The sequence below is a fragment of the Metabacillus mangrovi genome (assembly GCF_009711125.1).
GTDB classification, from domain to species: Bacteria; Bacillota; Bacilli; order Bacillales; family Bacillaceae; genus Metabacillus_B; species Metabacillus_B mangrovi.
In genome coordinates, this window is the sequence record NZ_WMIB01000002.1 from 164948 (window position 1) to 183775 (window position 18828).

At 46.0% G+C, this 18828-nt stretch carries 21 protein-coding genes; all 21 read left to right on the forward strand.

Annotated features, from left to right (window positions below):
• Window positions 1-49 precede the first annotated feature (49 nt).
• The 21 genes from topA to fliL all read left to right on the forward strand — a co-directional run bounded on the left by topA (window position 50) and on the right by fliL (window position 18811).
• Window positions 50-2122, forward strand: a complete 2073-nt coding sequence (gene topA, locus GKZ89_RS04860; RefSeq protein ID WP_155111264.1) for a type I DNA topoisomerase — start codon at window positions 50-52, stop codon at window positions 2120-2122.
• A 102-nt stretch (window positions 2123-2224) separates the two neighbouring features.
• Window positions 2225-3532, forward strand: coding sequence for an FADH(2)-oxidizing methylenetetrahydrofolate--tRNA-(uracil(54)-C(5))-methyltransferase TrmFO (gene trmFO, locus GKZ89_RS04865; RefSeq protein ID WP_155111265.1), 1308 nt, complete (start codon window positions 2225-2227; stop codon window positions 3530-3532).
• A gap of 59 nt (window positions 3533-3591) precedes the next feature.
• Window positions 3592-4491, forward strand: coding sequence for a tyrosine recombinase XerC (gene xerC, locus GKZ89_RS04870; protein WP_155111266.1), 900 nt, complete (start codon window positions 3592-3594; stop codon window positions 4489-4491).
• 24 nt (window positions 4492-4515) lie between these two features.
• On the forward strand, window positions 4516-5058 hold the full coding sequence (hslV, locus tag GKZ89_RS04875) for an ATP-dependent protease subunit HslV (RefSeq protein ID WP_155111267.1): 543 nt from the start codon (window positions 4516-4518) through the stop codon (window positions 5056-5058).
• A gap of 16 nt (window positions 5059-5074) precedes the next feature.
• Window positions 5075-6472 (forward strand): ATP-dependent protease ATPase subunit HslU, encoded by a 1398-nt coding sequence (gene hslU / locus GKZ89_RS04880; RefSeq protein WP_155111268.1) that lies wholly within the window; start codon window positions 5075-5077, stop codon window positions 6470-6472.
• A gap of 31 nt (window positions 6473-6503) precedes the next feature.
• Window positions 6504-7283 carry a GTP-sensing pleiotropic transcriptional regulator CodY gene (gene codY, locus GKZ89_RS04885; protein WP_155111269.1) on the forward strand — a complete coding sequence of 260 codons (780 nt, stop codon included), beginning with the start codon at window positions 6504-6506 and terminating at the stop codon, window positions 7281-7283.
• Between the two features lie 225 nt (window positions 7284-7508).
• Window positions 7509-7892, forward strand: a complete 384-nt coding sequence (gene flgB / locus GKZ89_RS04890; protein ID WP_155111270.1) for a flagellar basal body rod protein FlgB — start codon at window positions 7509-7511, stop codon at window positions 7890-7892.
• A gap of 2 nt (window positions 7893-7894) precedes the next feature.
• On the forward strand, window positions 7895-8338 hold the full coding sequence (gene flgC, locus GKZ89_RS04895; protein ID WP_155111271.1) for a flagellar basal body rod protein FlgC: 444 nt from the start codon (window positions 7895-7897) through the stop codon (window positions 8336-8338).
• Between the two features lie 11 nt (window positions 8339-8349).
• The gene (gene fliE, locus GKZ89_RS04900) at window positions 8350-8652 is read left to right on the forward strand and encodes a flagellar hook-basal body complex protein FliE (protein ID WP_155111272.1); all 303 of its coding nucleotides are present in this window, start codon (window positions 8350-8352) and stop codon (window positions 8650-8652) included.
• Window positions 8653-8706: 54 nt separating this feature from the next.
• Window positions 8707-10293, forward strand: a complete 1587-nt coding sequence (fliF, locus tag GKZ89_RS04905) for a flagellar basal-body MS-ring/collar protein FliF (RefSeq protein ID WP_155111273.1) — start codon at window positions 8707-8709, stop codon at window positions 10291-10293.
• 12 nt (window positions 10294-10305) lie between these two features.
• Window positions 10306-11322, forward strand: a complete 1017-nt coding sequence (gene fliG, locus GKZ89_RS04910) for a flagellar motor switch protein FliG (protein ID WP_155111274.1) — start codon at window positions 10306-10308, stop codon at window positions 11320-11322.
• The gene (fliH, locus tag GKZ89_RS04915) at window positions 11315-12064 is read left to right on the forward strand and encodes a flagellar assembly protein FliH (protein WP_162356494.1); all 750 of its coding nucleotides are present in this window, start codon (window positions 11315-11317) and stop codon (window positions 12062-12064) included. Before fliG ends, fliH begins: the two co-directional genes overlap by 8 nt.
• A complete protein-coding gene (gene fliI / locus GKZ89_RS04920; RefSeq protein WP_155111276.1) occupies window positions 12061-13380 on the forward strand; it encodes a flagellar protein export ATPase FliI in 1320 nt (439 codons plus the stop codon). Before fliH ends, fliI begins: the two co-directional genes overlap by 4 nt.
• On the forward strand, window positions 13380-13823 hold the full coding sequence (gene fliJ, locus GKZ89_RS04925; RefSeq protein ID WP_155111277.1) for a flagellar export protein FliJ: 444 nt from the start codon (window positions 13380-13382) through the stop codon (window positions 13821-13823). The genes fliI and fliJ overlap by 1 nt, the downstream gene beginning before the upstream one ends.
• Window positions 13824-13833: 10 nt before the next feature.
• Window positions 13834-14421, forward strand: a complete 588-nt coding sequence (locus GKZ89_RS04930; RefSeq protein WP_155111278.1) for a MotE family protein — start codon at window positions 13834-13836, stop codon at window positions 14419-14421.
• Between the two features lies 1 nt (window position 14422).
• On the forward strand, window positions 14423-16339 hold the full coding sequence (locus GKZ89_RS21470; protein ID WP_155111279.1) for a flagellar hook-length control protein FliK: 1917 nt from the start codon (window positions 14423-14425) through the stop codon (window positions 16337-16339).
• A gap of 8 nt (window positions 16340-16347) precedes the next feature.
• Window positions 16348-16818 carry a flagellar hook assembly protein FlgD gene (flgD, locus tag GKZ89_RS04940; protein WP_155111280.1) on the forward strand — a complete coding sequence of 157 codons (471 nt, stop codon included), beginning with the start codon at window positions 16348-16350 and terminating at the stop codon, window positions 16816-16818.
• Window positions 16805-17158, forward strand: a complete 354-nt coding sequence (locus GKZ89_RS04945) for a TIGR02530 family flagellar biosynthesis protein (RefSeq protein WP_162356496.1) — start codon at window positions 16805-16807, stop codon at window positions 17156-17158. Before flgD ends, GKZ89_RS04945 begins: the two co-directional genes overlap by 14 nt.
• A gap of 76 nt (window positions 17159-17234) precedes the next feature.
• A complete protein-coding gene (gene flgG / locus GKZ89_RS04950) occupies window positions 17235-18128 on the forward strand; it encodes a flagellar basal body rod protein FlgG (RefSeq protein WP_155111282.1) in 894 nt (297 codons plus the stop codon).
• Window positions 18129-18171: 43 nt separating this feature from the next.
• Complete coding sequence (locus tag GKZ89_RS04955; RefSeq protein ID WP_155111283.1) at window positions 18172-18393, forward strand: flagellar FlbD family protein; 222 nt, start codon at window positions 18172-18174, stop codon at window positions 18391-18393.
• Complete coding sequence (gene fliL / locus GKZ89_RS04960; protein ID WP_155111284.1) at window positions 18386-18811, forward strand: flagellar basal body-associated protein FliL; 426 nt, start codon at window positions 18386-18388, stop codon at window positions 18809-18811. The genes GKZ89_RS04955 and fliL overlap by 8 nt, the downstream gene beginning before the upstream one ends.
• Window positions 18812-18828: the final 17 nt, after the last annotated feature.

An 18828-nucleotide genomic window follows, 5' to 3' on the forward strand; every position in this document is an offset into this window, starting at 1 on the left:
AACGGATACAGACAAAGAGAGAGAATACCTCTTGAGGGGGACATAACTTATGTCGGACTACCTGGTAATTGTAGAATCACCAGCAAAAGCAAAAACAATTGAAAAATATTTAGGAAAAAAATTCAAAGTAAAAGCATCTATGGGACATGTCCGCGATCTGCCAAAAAGCCAGATCGGCGTGGACGTTGAGCAAAACTTCGCACCGAAGTATATAACGATCCGGGGAAAAGGCGATGTGCTGAAAGAATTAAAATCGGCTGCAAAAAAAGCAAAAAAAGTCTATCTCGCAGCCGATCCGGATCGCGAAGGAGAAGCCATTGCGTGGCATCTCGCCCACAGCCTGGACCTCGATGTCCACTCTGACTGCCGTGTTGTATTCAATGAAATCACGAAGGATGCCATCAAGGAATCATTCAAGCACCCCCGTGCAATCAATATGGATTTAGTGGACGCCCAGCAGGCCCGCAGAATTCTTGACAGACTTGTAGGCTATAAAATCAGTCCGATTCTCTGGAAAAAGGTGAAAAAGGGCTTAAGCGCGGGACGTGTACAATCGGTCGCTGTCCGCCTGATCATTGACCGCGAAAAAGAAATTAATGCGTTTATACCTGAAGAATACTGGACCATCGAAAGCCAATTCCTAAGAGGAAAAGATCAGTTTGAAGGATCTTTTTACGGTATGGACGGCAAGAAGCGTGAGCTGAAAACAGAGGAAGATGTGAAAGAAGTCAGTGCCAGTATTAAAGGCAATTCTTTCACAGTCGCGAGCGTCACGAAGAAAGAACGGAAACGGAATCCTGCTGTGCCATTTACTACTTCCACCCTCCAGCAGGAAGCAGCGAGAAAGCTTAATTTCCGGGCGAAAAAGACCATGATGATTGCCCAGCAGCTGTATGAGGGGATTGACCTCGGCAAGGAGGGGACAGTCGGTCTGATCACGTATATGAGAACCGATTCTACCCGGATATCTGAAACAGCCCAGAATGAAGCTGCGGGCTACATTACTGACCAATATGGAAAAGAGTATTTGGGGATTAAAAAGGAAGCGAAAAAGAATTCCAATTCCCAGGATGCCCACGAGGCCATCAGGCCGACATCTACATTAAGAAGCCCTGCCGTCATGAAGGAATACTTGAGCAGGGACCAGCTCAGACTGTATAAATTGATCTGGGAGCGGTTCCTGGCAAGTCAGATGGCTTCTGCTATACTTGACACAATGAGCGTGGACCTTGATAATAATGGAGTTGTTTTCAGAGCGACCGGTTCCAAAGTGAAATTTCCAGGGTTTATGAAAGTGTACGTAGAAGGAACAGATGATCAAGTGGAAGAAAAAGACCGTTTTCTCCCTGATCTCAAGCAGGGGGACGAGGTGTTCTCAAAAGACATTGAGCCTTCCCAGCATTTTACGCAGCCGCCTCCGCGCTATACAGAGGCAAGGCTTGTAAAGACTCTGGAGGAACTCGGGATCGGAAGACCATCCACGTACGCACCAACATTGGATACGATTCAAAAAAGGGGATATGTATCCCTTGATAATAAACGGTTTGTTCCAACAGAGCTCGGCGAAATAGTCCTTGAACTGATCATGGAGTTTTTCCCTGAAATCATTGATGTAGAGTTCACCGCCCGAATGGAAAACAGTCTGGATGAAGTGGAAGACGGTCACATCCAATGGGTGAAAATCATCGATGAATTTTATAAAGACTTTGAAAAAAGGATTACAGTAGCCGAAACCGAGATGGAAGAAGTGGAAATCAAGGATGAATACGCCGGCATCGATTGTGAGGAATGCGGTAACCCGATGGTCATCAAGATGGGCCGGTACGGAAAATTTATGGCATGCTCCAATTTTCCGGATTGCCGGAATACGAAGCCGATTGTAAAAGAAATCGGCGTTCCATGCCCGAAATGCAGCAAAGGAAATGTCGTGGAACGCAAATCCAAGAAAAAACGGATTTTTTATGGCTGCGACCGATATCCGGAATGTGATTTCCTGTCATGGGATAAACCCATTGCAAGAAACTGTCCGCGATGCGAATCCATGCTTGTCGAGAAGAAGCTTAAAAAAGGTGTACAGGTGCAATGTACAGCCTGCGATTACAAAGAAGAGCAGCAAAAGTAACGGTGAGCCCTCTTATGCTCACCTTCTTTTTGTTTACAATCGCTGCTGCTACGGCAAACAGTTTGCAGCAGTGATCAAAAGCCCTATGAAGGAGGACTAGCAATGAATGAGACAGTTGTAAATGTAGTAGGGGCAGGACTGGCGGGCAGTGAGGCTGCCTGGCAGCTTGCTGAGCGCGGAATAAAGGTAAACCTTTACGAAATGAGGCCGGTTAAGCAAACCCCGGCTCATCATACAGATAAATTCGCTGAGCTTGTATGCAGCAATTCACTTCGGGGAAACGCCCTCACAAATGCAGTTGGCGTGCTGAAGGAAGAAATGCGCCACCTGAATTCCGTCATCATCAAATCGGCAGATGACTGTGCCGTTCCTGCAGGAGGTGCGCTGGCAGTAGACCGCCATGAATTCGCGGCACTCGTTACGGAGAGAGTCAAAAACCATCCGAATGTGACTGTATTTAATGAAGAGGCCACAGGAATTCCAGAAGGGCCGACGATCATTGCAACCGGACCACTGACTTCCAAAGCTTTGTCGGAAGAGCTTCAAAAGCTTACCGGTGAAGATTATTTCTATTTTTATGATGCGGCTGCTCCGATCATTGAGAAAGAAAGCATCGATATGGAGAAGGTTTATTTAAAATCCCGCTATGATAAAGGGGAGGCAGCTTACTTAAACTGTCCGATGACTGAAGAAGAATTTGACCGCTTTTACAATGCGCTGATCGAAGCGGAAACCGTTCCATTGAAAGAATTTGAGAAAGAGATCTTCTTTGAAGGCTGTATGCCGATTGAAGTAATGGCTAAAAGGGGAAAAAAGACCATGCTGTTCGGACCGATGAAGCCTGTCGGACTCGAAGACCCCAAAACCGGAAAGCGCCCATATGCTGTCGTGCAGCTGAGACAGGATGATGCAGCCGGAACCCTTTATAACATTGTCGGTTTTCAGACACATTTAAAATGGGGTCCTCAAAAAGATGTGATGCGCCTCATTCCGGGACTCGAAAATGCAGAGATCGTCCGCTATGGTGTGATGCACCGGAACACATTCATCAATTCTCCGAATCTTTTAAAGCCGACTTACCAGTCCAAACACAGAGAAGATCTGTTTTTTGCAGGCCAGATGACCGGAGTGGAAGGATATGTGGAATCTGCAGCCTCAGGCCTGCTTGCAGGGATTAATGCTGCACACCTCGTTACTGGAAAGGATCTTGTGGTTCTTCCTCCGGAAACAGCTCTTGGCAGTATGGCACACTACATCACGAACGCTAATCCGAATAATTTTCAGCCGATGAATGCCAACTTTGGAATCCTGCCTGAGCTGCCTGTCCGCATCAAAGTAAAAAAGGACAGATATGAAGCGTATGCGAACCGGGCACTGGAAACAATTCAAAAAATTTCGAAAACACTTTGATATCCATTGCAAGCCAAGGGTTGATGTGATACCATTTAATCGCCTTGTGAGGTGGGAAAATGGAAAATGTTAAGAAAAGTTTAATTTTGTTCGTAGAATATTTACAAATTGAAAAAAACTATTCACAATATACAATTGTGAATTATACTGCAAATATTGAGGAATTTGCTCTTTTCATGAAGGAGGAGGGGCTTGCAGAACTGAAGCAGGTCACTTATCAGGATATCCGGCTTTTTCTGACGAAGCTTTATCAGCAGAAGCTGTCGAGAAGGACAATCGCCAAAAAGATATCCAGCCTTCGGAGCTTTTATAAGTTCCTGAACCGCGAAAAGGTGTTAAATGATAACCCGTTCGCCCTTGTTTCCCTCCCGAAAAAGGATGGGAAAATCCCTTCCTTTCTTTATGAAAAGGAGCTGGAACTTCTGTTTTCGGTATCCGATCTGACCACTCCGCTCGGCCAGCGGAACCAGGCACTGCTTGAAATGCTGTATGCGACAGGCATACGTGCAAGCGAGTGTGAGGGGTTGAAGATCCAGGATGCCGACCTTTTCATGGGAACGATTCTTGTAACCGGGAAGGGAAACAAACAGAGGTATGTGCCGTTCGGAAGCTTCGCGCAGGAAGCACTGGAGCTTTACTTGAGAGATGGCAGAAAAAAACTGCTGAAGCAAGGGAACCTTCATGATTCCATTTTCGTAAACAACAGAGGGAATCCTTTGAAGGCTGGCGGCATCCGGCATATTCTAAATGAAATCGTCAAAAAATCTGCTTCAAGCCTGCATATTCACCCGCACATGTTTCGTCACACATTTGCTACCCATTTGCTGAATGAAGGTGCAGATCTCAGAAGTGTTCAGGAACTGCTGGGGCATACCCATCTGTCCTCCACACAAATATATACTCATGTTTCAAAGGATCAGCTGAAGAAGACCTATATGGCTCATCATCCGAGAGCTTAGCATGATTTAAAGGAGGAGCAGCAATTGAGTGAATTTCATGCAACGACTATATTTGCCATTCATCATAAGGATGGATATGCTATGGCCGGGGACGGTCAGGTTACATTTGGAAATGCAGTTGTAATGAAGCATACGGCAAGAAAAGTGCGCAGGCTTTTTAACGGAAAAGTCATTGCCGGCTTTGCCGGTTCTGTCGCAGATGCTTTTACCCTCTTTGAAATGTTCGAAGGGCGGCTTGAGGAGTACAACGGAAACCTTCAGCGTGCAGCTGTGGAGCTTGCTAAAGAGTGGAGAAGCGACAAAGTTCTGCGCCGTCTCGAAGCGATGCTGATCGTCATGAACAAGGAAGATTTGCTGCTCATTTCCGGAACAGGAGAGGTGATTGAGCCTGATGACGGAATTCTCGCGATCGGCTCAGGAGGCAACTATGCCCTTTCTGCCGGCAGAGCATTGAAGCGTTATAGCGGCGAAAGCCTTTCAGCTAAGGAGATCGCTGAAGGAGCTCTCCGGATCGCCGGTGAAATCTGCGTCTATACAAACAGCAATGTTATTGTAGAAGAGCTGTAGGAAAGGATTGGTAACCATGAAAAACCAATTAACCCCCCGTCAGATTGTAGAGCGGCTGGATCAGTACATTGTCGGTCAGAACGATGCTAAAAGAGCAGTTGCAGTAGCACTGAGAAACCGCTACAGGAGAAGCCTTCTGGACGATTCTCTGAAAGATGAAGTTGTTCCGAAAAACATTTTGATGATCGGACCTACCGGTGTCGGCAAAACCGAAATCGCACGAAGGATTGCCAAACTATCAGGAGCTCCTTTTATTAAGGTGGAAGCCACAAAATTCACTGAAGTCGGATATGTCGGACGTGATGTAGAATCAATGGTCCGCGACTTGATGGAAAGTTCAATCCGCATTGTGAAAGAAGAAAAAATGAGTGAAGTCAAAGGTGCAGCAGAAGAAAATGCAAACCGCAGGCTAGTCGAACTGCTTGTCCCTTCCAGGAAAAAAAGCCAGTCAAACAAAAACCCGTTTGAAATGCTTTTCGGGGGAGCGCAGAGCCAGGAGCAAAATACCGCCTCCGATGATGATGCCGATCTTTCCGAGCGCCGGAAAAAAATTGCCGCCCAGCTTGAGATGGGTGAACTTGAGGATCAGCATGTAACGGTTGATGTTGAAGAGCAGCAGCCTTCCATGTTTGATATGCTTCAGGGCTCGGGTATGGAACAGATGGGCATGAACATGCAGGATGCCCTGTCAAACTTCATGCCTAAGAAAACGAAGAAGCGCAAGCTGACTGTCAGGGAAGCCAGAAAAGTCCTTCAGAATGAGGAAGCACAAAAGCTGATCGACATGGATGAAGCTACACAGGAAGCTGTGCAGCGTGCTGAACAGTCCGGCATTATTTTTATTGATGAAATCGATAAGATTGCTAAGAAGAACAGCGGAGGAGGCTCTGCAGACGTTTCGAGAGAGGGCGTTCAGCGCGATATTCTCCCGATCGTTGAAGGTTCCACCGTCGTTACGAAATACGGATCCGTCAAAACGGATCATGTTTTGTTTATCGCAGCCGGGGCGTTTCATATGGCAAAGCCATCTGATCTGATCCCTGAACTCCAGGGCAGGTTCCCAATCCGTGTAGAGCTTGCAAAGCTGAGCGCGGAGGACTTTGTGCGCATCCTTGTCGAGCCGGATAACGCACTTCTCAAACAATATACCGCTCTGCTGGAGACAGAAGGTATAAAACTTGAATTTTCTGACGAGGCTATTCGTAAGATTGCCGATGTAGCCTATCATGTTAATCAGGATACAGACAATATCGGTGCAAGAAGACTACATACCATTCTCGAGCGGCTTCTGGAGGATCTTTCCTTTGAAGCTCCGGACATTTCAATGGATAAAATCACCATCACCCCGCAATATGTGGAAGAAAAACTGGGGAAAATCGCAAGCAATAAAGATTTAAGCCAATTTATCTTATAGAGATTCACTATTTTTAGGAGGAAACCCAATTATGGCTTTACTAGAGAAAACGAGAACCATCAACGCAATGCTTCAAAAGGCTGCGGGTAAACCTGTTAATTTCAAAGAAATGTCAGAGATCCTGAGTGAAGTAATCGAAGCGAACATTTTTATCGTAAGCAGAAGAGGGAAGCTTCTGGGCTTTGCAATCAATCAGCAGATTGAACATGAGCGCATGAAACAGATGCTTGAAGACCGCCAATTCCCGGAAGAGTACACAAAAAACCTTTTCAAGGTTTCTGAAACTTCGTCTAACCTTGATGTTTATAGTGAATACACAGCATTCCCGGTAGAAAACCGCGACCTTTTTAAGAATGGCCTTACAACAATCGTTCCGATCATCGGCGGAGGAGAGCGTCTCGGTACATTAATCCTTGCCAGACTGGAAGCCCAGTTCGAAGATGACGATCTGATTCTTGGTGAATACGGTGCAACAGTCGTTGGAATGGAAATCCTTCGCGAAAAAGCGGAAGAAATCGAAGTGGAAGCCAGAAGCAAGGCTGTCGTGCAAATGGCGATCAGCTCTCTGTCTTACAGCGAACTTGAAGCCATTGAACATATTTTTGAAGAGCTTAATGGGAATGAAGGCCTTCTCGTAGCAAGCAAAATCGCTGACCGTGTAGGGATCACCCGCTCAGTTATCGTGAACGCACTCCGTAAACTTGAGAGCGCAGGGGTCATCGAATCCCGTTCACTCGGAATGAAGGGAACGTATATTAAAGTTCTGAATGACAAATTCCTTATTGAACTGGAACGTCTAAAATCAAATTAATCAAAAAGGCACCCGACTAAAGGGTGCCTTTTTTGTATTGAGAAAAAACAAGGAAAAATATATAGTTCAAAAGTACCGTTCAAAAAATAGAACGATATGAGCAGGAAAATTTACAAGAAGTTCATAGACTTTGAGACTAGTTATCCTTACAATAACAGTATGTATTTAACATATTTCGACATGAACGGCAGACAAATGTCTTAGAACTATTGTGGGGGTTACGAATTGCTTTTCTCAAATACAGTTCTTTCTCTGGAGAATGCGCTAAAAAATACCAATATACAGCAAAAAGTACTATCCAATAATATCGCCAATGCCGACACTCCAGGATTTAAAGCTAAGCAGGCACAGTTCAAGGATGTCCTTGATGGAGAAATGGCTTCCCTGAGAGCAGTTAGAACAGATAACAGGCATTTCGAATTTGCCAGTGCAGACACCGGGCTTTCGATCCGCAATAAAGCAGGCTCCTATCATTCCAACGGCAACAGTGTTGATATTGACAGGGAAATGTCCGATCTGGCTAAAAATCAGATCCAATACAATGCACTCGCTGACAGGCTGAACGGGAAATTCAAGTCACTGCAGACTGTCTTAACAGGAGGAAGATAAGCATGTCCATTTTCTCAGGCCTTAATACCAGTGCTTCCGCACTGACTGCCCAGCGTCTGCGCATGGATGTGATCTCATCCAATATCGCCAATGCCGAATCTACCAGAGGGCAGCTCGTCGACGGGGAGTGGCAGCCTTATAAGCGCAAGATGGTCGAGATCGGGGAAAGCAGCAGCTTTTCATCCCACCTCTCGCATGCAGCTGGCGCAAAAGCGGGCAGCGGTGTCCGGGTTACAAAAATCAGCGAAGATCAAACACCGTTTAAGCTCATTTATGATCCGTCCCACCCGGATGCGGACGACCAGGGCTATGTAAAAATGCCCAATGTGGACCCATTAAAAGAAATGACCGATTTGATGAGCAGCACAAGATCATACGAAGCGAACGTAACAGCCTTCAATGCGTCGAAAAGCATGCTTCTAAAAGCACTGGAAATTGGAAAGTAGGGTGAATGAGGATGATTAACGGAATACAGCCGGGGTTTATGCAAGGCATGCAAGGACTTTCTCCGGCAAGTACAGCAGCGCCCAAAACACAGGCAGGGCAGTTCGGGGAAATGCTGAAAAGTGCGTTAAACGAAGTAAATAAAGCACAGCATGAATCCGACAGGATGACTAATGCGCTTGCGAAGGGCGAGAACGTGGAGCTTCAGGACGTTATGATCGCAGCCGAGAAATCCAGTATAACCCTGCTGTCAGCTATAGAAATGAGAAACAAAGCAATTGAAGCTTATCAGGAAATTATGCGCATGCAAATGTAAGATGACTTCAATGCTTTGGTACAAGCTGTCATCAGAACCGGGGGAACGGAAAGAATGAATCAGAAACTCAGAGAAACAGGTGAAAAAATCCTTCTCTATTGGAGGGGGAGAACAAACAGACAAAAGGGATTAATGATTGGCGGCACACTGGCAGCTATCGTAATTTTTTCCATCCTGGGGTATTTCCTTTCACGCCCGAACCTTGTTCCGCTGTACAAGGAGCTGACCCTTGAAGAGTCGGGGCAAATCAAGGAGACGCTTGATGCCCAGGGGGTCGCATCACAGATCGCGGACAATGGAACCTCCATTCTCGTTCCTGCTGAAATGGTGAACAGCTTGAAGGTGGACCTTGCAGCAGAAGGGCTGCCTGAAAGCGGCCAGATTGATTATTCCTTTTTCGGACAAAACGTCGGGTTCGGGATGACGGATAATGAGTTTAATGTACTCAAGCTGAAAGCAACTCAGACCGAGCTTTCCAACCTGATCAGCGGAATCGAAGGGGTCAAGGACGCAAGTGTCATGATCAATCTTCCTCAGGAAACCGTGTTTGTCGGAGAGGAAACTGAACAGGCATCTGCCTCGATTGTGGTGACGATGAAGCCCGGTAGCAAATTAGATCAGACGAGAGTAGACGCTCTTTATCATCTCGTATCCAAGAGTGTTCCGAATCTTCCTGAAGATAATATCGTCATCATGGATGACAACTTTAACTATTTTGACAAAAATAAAGAAAACGATCCAGCTGTCAGCAGCTATGCTTCACAGCATGATATAAAAATGGGCATAGAGCGTGACCTGCAGCAGCAGGTCCAAAAGATGCTTGGTACGATGATGGGGCAGGACAAAGTAGTCGTATCGGTTACTACTGACCTTGACTTTACACAGGAAAACCGGGAGGAGAATCTTGTAGAACCGGTCGATAAAGAAAATATGGAAGGCATTCAGGTCAGTGCGGAGAGAATCACCGAAGCCTATTCTGGGGAAGGAGCCCAGGCTGCGGGCGGAACTGCCGGAACCGGCGAAGGGGATATCCCGAACTACAATGAAGCCGGCGGGGACGGCTCAGGTGACTATGAGCGCACGGAAGAACGGATCAATAACGAAGTGAACCGCATTAAAAAGCAAATTACAGAAAGTCCTTTTAAAATCCGTGATCTAGGGATACAAGTCATGGTAGAGCCTCCGAACGCTGACAATCCGGGATCGATTCCCGAGGAGCGCGTCGAGGATATCAGGCAGATGCTCTCTACTATTGTCCGAACATCCATCAACAAAGAAGAGGGCAGTGAGCCTCTGACAGACCAAGACCTGGAGAATAAAATTGTTGTATCCGTTCAGCCGTTCGAAGGAAAAATGCAAGCGATTGAACAAACCCCATCACAGGGGATTCCGATCTGGGTGTATGTTGCGGGAGGGGTTCTCCTTACGGTCATCCTGCTGCTGATCTTCCTGCTTTTCCGCAAGAAGAGGCGGGATGAAGAGGATGAAGAAGAAATCATTCAGATTCCCCTGAACGTCCCGGATGTAAATGAAAGTATTGAGTCAGAAGGTACTGTGAGGCGCAGGCAGCTGGAGAAGCTCGCCAAGGAAAAACCAGAGGATTTTGCCAAGCTTTTAAGAACGTGGCTGTCGGAAGATTAAGGAGGAAAGCAAATGGCAAGAAGAGACCAGACAAAATTAACAGGGAAGCAAAAAGCGGCCATCCTCCTTATCTCGATGGGCCCGGATGTATCAGCTTCGGTTTATAAACATCTGTCCGAAGAAGAGATTGAAAGGCTCACCCTTGAAATCTCCGGAGTGCGCACTGTAGAGGCAACGAAAAAGGAAGACATCCTTGAAGAATTTCATCAAATTGCGATGGCGCAGGATTTTATTTCTTCCGGAGGGATTGCCTACGCGAAGGAAGTACTCGAGCGGGCCCTAGGTGAAGACAGAGCAACAGCCATCATCAGCAGGCTGACCTCCACTCTTCAGGTAAAGCCGTTCGATTTTGCCAGAAAAGCAGAACCGGGCCAGATCTTAAACTTCATCCAGAATGAACATCCGCAGACGATATCGCTTATCTTGTCCTATCTCGATCCGGTACAGGCCGGGCAGATCCTTTCAGAGCTTCCCCAGGAAGTTCAGGCGGATATAGCAAGGAGGATTGCGGTGATGGACAGGACCTCGCCGGAAATCATCAATGAAGTGGAACAGATTCTTGAAAAAAAGCTATCTTCTGCTTTTACCCAGGACTATACGCAGACAGGCGGAGTGGAATCAGTGGTTGAAGTCCTCAATGGAGTCGACCGGAGTACAGAGAAAACCATCCTGGATGCCTTGGAGATCCAGGACCCGGAACTGGCAGAAGAAATTAAGAAACGCATGTTCGTTTTTGAAGATATCGTCACACTTGATAACCGCGCGATTCAGCGGGTGATTAGAGATGTGGATAATGAAGACTTGAAGCTTTCGCTTAAAGTCGCCAGTGAAGAGGTCAGGGAAATTGTCTTTAAAAACATGTCTACCCGGATGGCGGAGACATACAGAGAAGAAATGGAATACATGGGACCTGTGCGTCTGCGGGATGTGGAGGAGTCGCAATCCAGAATTGTGGGAGTCATCCGCAGGCTGGAAGAAAACGGGGAAATTGTCATTGCACGGGGCGGAGGAGACGATATCATTGTCTAGGCTGATAAAATCCCGCTCTCCCATTAATAACGCACAAAAAGCAGCAGCTATCGTTCCCATCGTCCAGCTGCAGATCAATCAGCCTGATGACTCAGCCCTGGAACCTGAAATTTCTTTACAGGCAAAGGTCAAAAGTGAAGAAATGATCTCCCGGGCCAAATCAGAGGCAGAAACAGTCCGGCATGCGATTGCATCGGAAAAAGAAAACTGGGAGACGGAGAAAAGAAGGCTTGAAGAAGAAGCCCGTGAAGAAGGATACAGGGAAGGCCTTCAATACGGGAGGCAGGACGGGTTTGAACAAACGTCCGGATTAATCAGGGAAGCGAACAGCCTCATTGAAATGTCGCGGACAGACTACCACGAAAAAATGGAATCATCAGAAGAGACCATCGTAACCCTTGCTGTCAGGATGGCGGAAAAAATCATCGGACATACCCTTGAAGAAAACAGCGAGTTGATGAGCGGAATGGTCAGGCAGCTGATCAAAGAAGTGAAAGATTATGAAGAGATTAAACTATTTGTTCATCCCGGCCGATACGAGTATGTCCGGTCCCAAAAAAATGAATTGAAGCAGATGCTCACGAATGAGCAGGAGCTCTATCTTTACATGGATGAAGGACTCTCTGAATTTGACTGTTTTGTAGAAACCTCCTTTGGAAGAATTGATGCCTCGGTTCAGACACAGCTTCAGCAGCTTGAACGCCAGCTGAAGGAACGGCTGAATGAGGGAGATCCGGAATGAAGGCAAAAGAACTTCTGCATGTAGTTGAAACCATTGATTCTTATAAAAGGTACGGAAAAGTTAAGCGGGTTGTCGGGCTGATGATTGAATCAAGAGGGCCGGCAAGCTCGATCGGCGACCTGTGCTACATTCATGCAGGAGCTGGAAAAGGAAAAAGAATTCCGGCAGAAGTAGTTGGCTTCAAGGAAGAGAATGTCCTGCTCATGCCTTTCTCGGCAGTTTCGGAAATTTCACCGGGAAGCATCGTGGAAGCTACAAAAGAGCCCCTTCGAATCCGTGCGGGTCTGCCGTTGATTGGTTCCGTGCTCAATGCACTTGGACAGCCTTTGGAAGATGGAGCACTGCCAAAAGGGCTTTCCCTGGTACCCTCTGATCAGGACCCTCCTAATCCCATGAAACGCCCTCCGATCAGTGAACCGATGGAGGTCGGAGTGAAGGTGATTGATTCCCTTCTTACTGTGGGGAAGGGCCAGAGAGTCGGAATATTCGCCGGCAGCGGGGTAGGAAAGAGCACACTGATGGGGATGATTGCAAGAAACACTAAAGCGGATCTGAATGTAATTGCCCTTGTCGGTGAGCGGGGCAGAGAAGTCCGTGAATTTATCGAGAGGGATTTAGGTCCGGAAGGGTTAAAACGGTCAATTGTTGTGGCTGCGACCTCTGATCAGCCTGCCTTGATGCGGATCAAAGCAGCCTACACAGCAACAGCCATCGCCGAGTATTTCCGGGACACCGGAAGAGATGTCATGCTGATGATGGATTCAGTGACCCGGGTAGCGATGGCGCAAAGGGAAATCGGTCTTGCGATTGGAGAGCCTCCCACTACTAAAGGGTATACACCTTCCGTCTTCGCCATTCTTCCCAAGCTCCTGGAGAGGACCGGGACGAATGAAAAAGGATCCATTACCGCTTTTTACACCGTGCTTGTGGATGGCGATGATATGAATGAGCCGATCGCCGATACGGTTAGGGGAATTCTCGACGGGCATTATGTGCTGGACCGGTCCCTTGCTAACAAAGGACAGTTCCCGGCGATCAATGTACTGAAAAGCATCAGCCGGGTAATGAACCAGCTTGTATCGCCAGGACACAGGAAGGCTGCTTCCAGGCTTCGAGAATACTTGTCCACGTACTTGAATTCGGAAGATCTGATCAATATTGGCGCGTACAAGCGGGGATCGTCTGCTGAGATCGACGAAGCAATCAGACTCTATCCGGAAATTCTGGAGTTTTTAAAGCAGGAAGTACATGAAAATGTGTCACTAAGAGACAGCGTGGGAGAATTATATAAAAAAATGGAGATGGGAACTGACTAATGGGATACACGTTCCGCTTTCAAAAGATACTTGAACTGAAGGAAAATGCGAAAGAGCAAAGCCTTGCCGACTATAACCGTTCTGTGAGCGACTTCGAAGCTGCTGCAGAAAAGCTGTATGATTCGATGAAGAAAAAAGAAACGCTGGAAGAAAACACGAAAGATCAGCTGAGACGCGGGATGCCTATCCAGGAAATCCGGCATTATCAGCTGTTTATAACGAATCTGGATAAGGCGATCGAACACTATCAAAAGCTGGTGATGATCAGCCGCAGGCGGATGAACGAGAAACAAGAAATTTTGATGGAAAGCAATTCCGAAGTCAAAAAATTCGAAAAAATGAAAGAACAGCATGCTGAAACGAGTATGGAACTTGATAAACAAAATGATTTAAAAAGCATGGATGATTTATCCATACGGTCATTTATGTTCAAGGGAATTTAGGTGAAGGAAGTTGGAAAATAAAAAGGAATACGGAAAATTTCAATGGTTCCTGTTTGTAATCTTCATCCCGCTTGTGTTTACCCTGACTTTAACAGCTGTCATCCTGTCGATGGCAGGGGTTGATGTAGGAAAGACAGCGATCGATGCAATTTCGGCGGCCGGCGGCACAAAGAATAGTGAGCAGGACGAAAAGCCATCTTCTCCGGCATCCAGTGAGCGTCTAAAGAATGCAGAGGATGAGAACGGAGAACTGACCAAGCAGCTGTCCATTCAAGAGCAGGAAATCGATGCAATGGAAAATGACGTGCTTCTCAAAGAGAAAAAAATAGCAGGGTTAACAAAAGAGGTCGAGGACCTGAAAGCACAGCTTGATGCAGCGTCATCCGCACAATCCGGACAAAAAGATATCACAAAGCTTTATGAGGACATGTCCAGCAGCAAAGCTGCTGAAATCCTCCCGCTCCTCGGTGAAGAGGATGCGATGAAAATTCTCCAAACCATGAAAGATGCACAGGTCACCGATATTCTCGAAAAAATGACACCTGAAGAAGCCGCGATGTATACAGGCAAGCTAGCCGATAACAAAGGTGGTGAATGACGTGATTCTCCCGCTGCAATCCATTTCTGCCGGCCTTTCTGCAGATGTGCCGTCCGTTCATGAAAGCGGTGGCCAAACTGGGTTTTATGGACTGCTTGAAAGCCTGAACGCCTCAGAAAATGGAAGTAAAATCAATCCTATTTTAAAGCACCAAAGTAAATCCCAACCTATTAATGCAGATAATCTTCTTGCTTTATTTGAAAACCTTCAAGTAAAGCTATCTGGACTACACGAGCAGGAAAACGCCGATCCAGAGCTATTGGCAGAGCTGGAACAGGTAGAAGCAGGGCTCTTTTCCCTGCTGATTAATCAGCCTGGATCGGCGGCCGGTAAAGCTCTCGTTTCCAGCAGCTTCATACCGCCTAGACAGCTGGAAACAGTTAAGCTCGCAAATTCATCCGGTCAGACTTTCATGGAGAATATCGAACTGTTGGAAAAACCTGAACACAATTTAAAAAGCCTAAACATTCTTGAGAAAGAGTTGGCTAAATTATCCAACAAAACCTCACAAGGTGATCATTTACTTGCGGAGACAAACAGTATTTCTCCAGATGCTGATGATCAATCAGCAATAAGACTAGGTGAAATAATAAATACTATTAATTATTTGGTTTTTCGATTATCAGGTCTTCTTTCTGACCCGTTGATTCCCGCTAATCTTGATTCAAATCCTGCGAATCTTTTAGATCCATCAGTCCATCTGTCATCCGAGAAAGATTTAGAAATATCATATGGAACAGAGCAGGGTGTGGACTTTATAAAAGGATTAAATCAGAGATTGCCGATTATGATGACAAGCCCTTCTCCTGGGCAGGGGATCTCAACGCATAATCAAACAGCAGAACAAATCATCGAAAACCTTCCAGAATCATCACATCAAATATTGGCAGGAAAAACACAACTTACAAGTAATCTAACTGAGCTTCTTGGTTTGGACTCAATTGAAAATTTGAAACCTGATGTGTGGTTAGGAGAACTTGAGAGTAAAGATGCAAGTATTGGAAGCAAGCAAATGGCCCAGCTTCTTATAAAAACAAGTAACGAAGAATCGTTAAGGAACACTGCAAAATCATTTTTACAAAACAGCTTGGATATTGCGGCCTCAACTGGAAAAAATGTAAATCTAGCAGCCAATCTACAACATGAAGCTTCCTTGAGAAGCAGCCTCTCAGCACCCGCTAAAAAAGGATTGGATGCATCAGCTTCGCTCATCAGTCAGCTCGAAGCTCAAGCAGCGAATGTTTTACCACGTAGTTTTATCAGGAATATGGTACAAACACAGGCAGGCTCTCCTGCAAATCTGCCATCTGACCTCGGGTTTACAGGTCCTGTTTTAAAGGATTTGCCGCTGGTCAACACGATGGAAAACAATAGTGAAAAAATTGCCGGAAATACTATTTCATCAACCAAAGAGGAGCTGCTAGGTTTACAGCTGCAGTCCCCACTCTCAAAGCCTGAGCACCTGTCCCTGTTTTTAAAAATGAATCCGGAAGGAAATGGAGTCCGCCAGGAATATTTGATGGAACAGCTTCAAAAGCTGATGGCATCGAGTAGATTTACAGCTGTCAACGGGTCTGAAAAACTGTTCCTGAAGCTTTATCCTGAACATCTTGGCGAACTTAGAATTGAAATTATGCAGTCTGATGGAAAATGGACAGCGAAGTTCACAGCCGTAAACGCTCATATTAAAGAAGCGATTGAGAGCAATCTTCATCAGTTAAAGCAGGGCTTGAACCAGCAGTCGCTGCACATCGATAAAATAGAAGTTTTTCAATCCCACTCCCATCCGGGGCGCGAACTTCCTCAGGAGCAAAGCGGACGGCAGAGGGAGCAGCATCAGCAGAGCAGAAGAGACGAGGCCGGACGGACTGACTTCGAAGACTCTTTATCTGAAGAGATAGCTAATTTAACAGAGTAGGTGATTAGATGGAAACAAGAATTGATTCTTCTTTTATGCTCTCAACCTTGCAGAATGGAGAGAGAAAGCCTTCAAGTGCGCTCGGCAAGGATGAATTCCTGAAGATTCTCATGACTCAGCTGCAAAATCAGGACCCGCTCAACCCGATGGAAGATAAAGAGTTTATTGCCCAAATGGCATCCTTCTCCTCCCTTGAGCAGATGTCCAATATGAACAGTACGATGCAGACCTTCTTAAACACCCAATCCGGCAATCAGATCCTGCAATACAGTCCGCTGATCGGCAAAGAAATCACTTACTCCTATAAGGAAAAGGATGCTGAAGGAAATGAAACGGTAAAAGAGGGCTCTCAGCAAGTAAAAGCGGTAAGCAGAAAAAACAATGAAGTAACACTTGAACTTCTGGATGGAACCATCATCTATACGGATGAGATTATCCGGGTTTCTGAAAAGACAGCTGGAAGCAATGGAGAGAATTGACCATCTGACACTCCCTCCACTCTTCCTTTACCGAAAAGAAACGGTTAAGACACCAAACGCATCTTTGGAAAGCTATCTAGGCAAAGAACTGACGATAAGCAAGCACGCCCAAGCCCGCCTGAAGGAGCGCAGCATTTCGCTTCCGGAAGACAAATGGCTGAAAATGAACAGCAGTTTGAAGACGGCCATGCAAAAAGGAGTCAAAGAGGCTCTCGTTCTATCAGAAGAAGGAGCATTTATCGTCAACGTGAAAAAGGCGGTCATTATCACAGCCATGAACCGCAAGGAAGCTTCATCACAGATTTTTACGAATATTAACGGAACAATCATACTGGATTGACATGGCCGGACCCACAAAGGGAAGCCAGGCTGCGGAAAAACAGAAGCAGCCATCCAAAAAAATGGGGGAAAAACAAATGTTAAGATCACTATATTCTGGTATCAGCGGGATGAAAAACTTTCAAACAAAACTGGATGTAATCGGAAACAATATTTCAAATGTAAATACACACGGATTTAAAAAGGGACGTACCATTTTTCAGGATCTTTACAGCCAATCGGTTTCCGGAGCCAGTGCACCTGCTGCAGGTCTCGGAGGAACGAATCCGCGTCAAGTGGGTCTTGGCTCTCAGCTTGCAGCCATTGACACGATCCACACGGGCGGAAGCATGCAGACAACTGGAAGGAATTTAGATTTGGCTATCTCAGGCGATGGGTTTTTTCAAGTGGGAGAGTCAAATGGCGGCGCCTTTACGAATATTTCATACACAAGAGCAGGGAACTTCTATCTGGATAATGCAGGAAATATAGTAAATAGTTCAGGGCAGTACCTTTCAGCATGGTCAACTGATACGGTAGGGGGAGGTGCTGCTAAACCTGCTCCAGTGGCTGATCCCCAAACAGGCAATATAACAAGTGTACCAGGATACTCCAAAAAGCCTCTTAACATTCCTGCAGATGCTAAATCAATGAGTATCGGGCAAGATGGTGCGGTTTCATACGTAGATGAGAATGGAGATCTTAAATACGCGGGATTAATCGAAATCGCAAAATTCCCTAATGCCGGAGGGCTTGAAAAGAAGGGGAACAACCTTTATACGCAGACGACTAACTCCGGAGCTCCGGTAACGAGTGCAGCTGGACTCTCCGGGATTGGTACAGTACAGGCAGGCTCATTAGAAATGTCCAACGTCGATCTCTCTGAAGAATTTACAGAAATGATCGTCGCGCAGCGCGGATTTCAGTCAAACACTAAAATCATTACGACTTCCGATGAAATTCTGCAGGAGCTTATGAATCTTAAACGATAAGATGGGGGGGCAGGGAATGGCGGCATAGCCATTCCCGATCTTAATGATTAAAGTAACCCGCTTAAACGGCCAAACCTTCTATTTGAATGCACTGCAGATTGAACTGGTAGAGTCCTTCCCGGATACAGCCATTACCCTTTCGAACGGCAGGAAATACATTGTTTCCGAGAAGGAAACGGATGTAATCAGCCAGATGAAAGAATTTTACCGGGAGATTGGCCTTTTGGCCATTTCAAACAAGGTGAAGGAGCAGGAGAATGAATAAAAAGCTATTATCCATCATGTTTATCATCATCACCTCCATTACGCTGATCGGGGTAGCCGCTCTTGCCTTGATGACGAATTTTTTTGAGAAAGAGACGACGGGTGCGCCGACAATCGATGAGATTGTGGAGTCCTCTGTTGAAGTACCGGAGCTGACAACCAATCTTGCAGGAGGAAACATCGTACGTATTTCACTGAAGCTTGAAACGGATTCCAAAAAAGCGAAGGAAGAGCTTGAGAAAAGGGAATTCCAAGTGAAAGACGTTGTCATTTCTGAACTGAGCAGTATGAAGGCCGAACAGCTTGCCGGTAAAGACGGCAAGGAGGCGCTTAAAAAAACGATTATGGGAAGCATAAATCGTCTTATGCAAGAAGGAAAAGTTGAGAAAGTCTATACTACCTCCTTCATCCTGCAATAATGAACAATTTGAGGAGG